The organism is Rheinheimera gaetbuli, from assembly GCF_054781935.1.
The window spans coordinates 1-4,812 of record NZ_BAAGTL010000017.1 but is presented as its reverse complement, the minus strand read 5'-3'; the positions used below and the strand labels follow the sequence as shown (position 1 = coordinate 4,812).

The 4,812-nt window shown below is 45.4% G+C and carries 2 protein-coding genes; both read right to left on the bottom strand.

Going from position 1 to position 4,812, the window contains the following annotated elements; translation table 11 throughout:
- A partial coding sequence (locus ACYVIC_RS13010) for a condensation domain-containing protein (protein WP_460860576.1) occupies nt 1-1,642 on the bottom strand: 1,642 nt, incomplete at its 3' end.
- Nucleotides 1,630-4,809, bottom strand: coding sequence for a non-ribosomal peptide synthetase (locus ACYVIC_RS13005; RefSeq protein ID WP_460860578.1), 3,180 nt, complete (start codon nt 4,807-4,809; stop codon nt 1,630-1,632). The genes ACYVIC_RS13005 and ACYVIC_RS13010, both read right to left, overlap by 13 nt.
- Nucleotides 4,810-4,812: the final 3 nt, after the last annotated feature.

Sequence of the window (4,812 nt, the reverse complement as noted above, 5' to 3'; positions counted from 1 at the left end):
TGCGCTCAACCTGCTCTTCAAACAGTCTGTGTACAGATTTCTCCAGCGAGTAAGGTTTGTGGGTTTGATTCCATTTAACAAGTTGTTGTGCACGTTCAGATTCACTGAGTAGGTTAGCTTTAAACACACATTCATGCGATGCTTCCAGCAAAGAAACCAATAATGTGATAAAGTGACGTGAAAGATCTTCGATAGTGGCTGAATCAAACAGATCCGTATTGTACTCCCAGCCTAAATACAACCCATCAGTATTTTCACTGACATTCAATGTCAGATCATACTTGGCCATTGCTGTTCTCTGCTCTTGGAGCGAATCCAGGATTAAGCCGGGCAGTATCATATTGCCTTGCTCGTTGTTTTGTAACACAAGCATGATTTGAAACAACGGGCTTTGACTGAGACTCCTTTCAGGTTGTAGTCGTTCCACAACCAACTCAAAGGGCACCTGCTGATAAGAGTAAGCCTCCAACAACATTTTTTTGCTTTGCAGTAACAGTGAAACAAAGCTGAGTGAACCCGTCAGGTCGCTACGCAAAACTAGTGTATTTAAAAAGAATCCAATCAAGTTAGAGATTTCAGCCTGCTCACGATTGGCGATTGAGGTTCCCAGCACTATGTCAGTTTCATTGCTATAACATGACAATAGAGTAGAGAAAGCGGCATGCAGCCCCATATAAAGTGTCGCACCATTCTCCTGGCAAAGTGCTTTGAGCTTATTGCTTGTGGCCAGGTCAACTTGAGATGAATAACTACTCCCGGCAAAACTCTGCTGTTTAGGTCGGGGCCGGTCTAGTGGCAGGCTATGAGTTTCAGGCAAATCTGCAAGCTGAGTTTGCCAGTAGGTCAATTGTGATTCGAGCACTTCCCCCCGTAACCAATCACGCTGCCAGATTGCATAGTCGGCATACTGGATATCCAACTCAAGCAATGGATTTTTCCTATCTGCAACAAATGCACTGTACAGTGTAGTGAATTCGTCGATAAGCAATGCCATGGACCAACCGTCTGCGGCAATATGGTGCATAGTCACCAGCAATACATATTCATCTTTGCTTACCGTAACCAATACAACCCGTAACATAATATCCGTGCTTAAATCGAATACTTTTTGAGCCTGTTCAGTAACCATTTTTGTCACCTGAACTTGCCGTTCAGATGTTGGCAGCGACGACACATCTTTGTACGAAATCTTAAAATCAGAGGCTGACTGGATACTTTGATAAGGTTCACCATTGTGATCAGCAGCAAAGCAGGTTCTTAAGCTTTCATGGCGGTGGACAATGGTTGAGAATGCTCCGTTTAATGCATCAAAATCCAAAGTGCCTGACAGCCTGATTGCATTAGGCATATTGTAAAGCGCGCTACCACCGTCGATTTGCTCCAAAAGCCAAAGCCTCTGTTGAGCGAAAGAGAGAGGAATAGCGTCGCTGGAACTACGACGCTTTATTGAATAGGTGTCCTGAGCGTTTTGCTCCTCAATTAATTGAAGCACACCAGATTTATTGCGTTTCAGAAACGAACGGGCTTCCTCATCCAAAGTTTCAAGCGCACCACCCACCCGCAATTTGCCTTCTGAAACTTCGAAAGTGATCCCCCTTTCGATTAACGTCAGTAGAACATCCTTAACCACTAAATCTCCCATACGGCAGCCTTATTGTTAGCTTCTTCATCGATTTTTTTATTGGCTTTAAGTGCAGTTTTTAACTTCACTTCACGATCAATAAATTGCCCTAATTCCAGAATAGTTTGACGAGCAAACATTTCTTCAAGAGGGACTTTAATGCCAAATATTTGGTTAAGCCTCACATTCAAGCGAGTTGCCAAAAGAGAATGACCACCCAGTTCAAAGAAATTGTCACTGACACCAACAAGTTCAACATCAAGTAATGTCTGCCAAAGTTCGCAGAGCACTTTTTCTGTATCAGTAGAAGGTTCAACAAATTCGGCCTCTTGATTGAGTAAATTCAGCTCTGGCAATGCCTTGCGGTCTACCTTACCATTCTCCGTCAAGGGCCAGTGTGGAATAACCATGATGCTGCTGGGTAGCATATAGCTGGGTAAAGACTTGCTCAGCCTGCCTTTAAGCAGTGAAGCCAAATCCGCTTCAGGTTTTCCGTCACGCACTTCAGGCACAACGTAGGCTACCAAACACTTCTGCTGAGTATTGTCTTCCTGCACCAACACAATGGACGATTTCACGTCCTCGTAACTGGACAGCTTTTGTTCCAGCTCACCTGGTTCTACCCTAAAGCCTCTTATCTTCACCTGATTATCAGCCCGACCAATAAATTCAAGCTCACCACTGGGCAGATAACGCACAAGATCGCCGGTTCTATAGAGGCGCTCATCGGTATCCGGACTAAAAGGATTCGCCACAAATTTTTGCTGTGTCAGTTCCTCCTGATTTAGGTATCCAAGTGCCAGACCGTCTCCTCCAACCCATAATTCGCCAACTGTCCCAATTGGTGCAAGTGTTGTATTTTGGGTAACCACATACAGCTGTGTACCGTTGATCCCGAAACCAATGGGTAAAGATCTCGACGTATCAACCGATGAAGGAACTGGGTAACAACAGCTGAACGTAGTATTTTCGGTAGGGCCGTAGCCATTTATCACAGTAGCAGCAGGCAAGGCTCTCTGTACTCTCGATACAGCCGCCGGTTTGACAACATCTCCTCCCGTCAGGACCCAACGTAATGGACCGGCTTCATGAGCCAACTCACTCCATTGCTCAAACAAACCAGCCGTCAGCCAGATAGTATTTACTTCATGGCTGGTAATCGTCTGATTCAGATTAAACAAGTCTATTGCGGCGCCGGAGTAAATAACGGAACAACCGCCATTGAGCAGAGGCCCCCAAATTTCCAGTGTTGCCGCATCAAATGATATAGGCGCAACCTGCAAGAAACGAGTCGCCGAGTTAAGCTTCATAAAGTTCGGATTGACTACCAACCTAACAACACCAATATGGGGCACCATGACACCTTTGGGTTGACCTGTTGAACCGGATGTATAATTGACGTAAGCCATCCTGGAGGGCTGCTCTTGTCCGGCCAGGATCATATCAGTATCCGGTTGTCGCGCTAACTCCTGCCGAACAAAGTCGCTGTCATATGAGATACAGTCAATTGAATCCGGTAGTTCAAGCGCTTGCACTACATTAGTTTGACTAAGTAGGACTTGTACTCCACTGTCAGCTATCATGAAATCCAATCTGGATTTCGGATAGTTGGGGTCCAGCGGAACATACACACCACCTGCTTTTAATATTCCTAACAGCGAAACCACTAGGTCAACTGAGCTATGCATACAAACGCCAATCAGCTCCCCTTTACTGACCTGCTTATCGATAACTAAATAGTGCGCCAGTTGGTTTGCCTGTTGATTTAGCTGCCTATAGGTCAAGCTGCTACCTTCACTTTCGATTGCCGGCGCTTCAGGGTTTTTCGCAACTTGTTCGGCAAACATCTGCTGAATAGTTTTATCTTTGGGATAATCATTGCCAAAGCTGTTCAAGTCGACTAACAATTGCTGGCGTTCGGCATCTGCCAAAATGGAAATATCTGTCACAGGCCGTTGCGAAGATTGTGCGAGTAGATCGATCAATTCTGCCAGAGCCCGCTGAATGTAAGCCATTACTATCTGTGCATTCAAAGACTTATCTACTTGAACATCAAGCTCAAATGCATCCCCCATATCATTAACTGATAAGTTGAATGGAAAGTTAGTTCGCTCATGCCCGCCTATCAGCTGATAGTCTCCTGTTTGTGCTTCAGATTGCTGTTTACCGCTACCAGTATGACGATAGTTCAGCATCGCACTGAATAACGGCGTGTCAGCTCGCAACCCGCTACATCTTTGTGCCAAAGTCAGTGGCACTTGCTCAAAGGGCAACAGATCCAATAGCGCTGTTTGCACTTGCTCAACCAGCTCTCGTGCACTTTGTTGAAATAACCTCACTCTAAACGGCAAAGTATTGATAAATACACCCAACATACTTTCTGCACCACGGGCACCCTGTAAACGACCTGACACCACAGTGCCAAACACTACATCCTGCCGATCACAACATGCTCCTAATAAAACGGCCCAGGCACTATGGAAAAGAGTGGCAGGACTGACTTTTAGCGATTTAGCTAGCTGACGCAGTTGACGATTGATTTGAGCCGGAACCGCTTCTTTTAATTCTATGATCTGACTGCCATCTCCGTTAATGCCGCTGAGATTAAAAGGAATGGTAGGTTCTTCCACATCAGCCAAGATCTTTTTAAAGTAATCTTCGGCATCTGAATGACGAGCTTGGTATTGGGTGTGGGCAATAAATTCCCGATACGGAACTGGGGTGGTTAGCCTTGTATCCTTGCCCTGTTCGAAAGCAGCTATCTCCTGCTGAATCACTTCCAATCCAATGTGATCCGTAATCATGTGATGCAATTGCAATAGTACAAAATGTTGTTCATTGTTTTGGTCGTTCATCACTTGAAGGTTAAGCAAAGGTCCCTGAGTAATATCCATTTGTTGGATTTCAGGAGCACACAAGGATTGCATGTGGGACTCGACGTCAGTGTCTTTTGGCGCGCTAAGCCAGGTCACTGGTAATTCTGCCTGTCGATACACCACCTGGACCGGCACCGATACGCCATCCCACAGTATTGCGGTGCGTAATACATCATGCCGTGCCATCACAAAACGCAATGCGATCAAGAAACTTTCAAATGCTTCCCGGTGCTTAATCTTGAACAACATAGGCATTACATAGGGGTCGCCTTTGGTGCTCATCATATGATGGAACAGAATACCTTCCTGCAATGG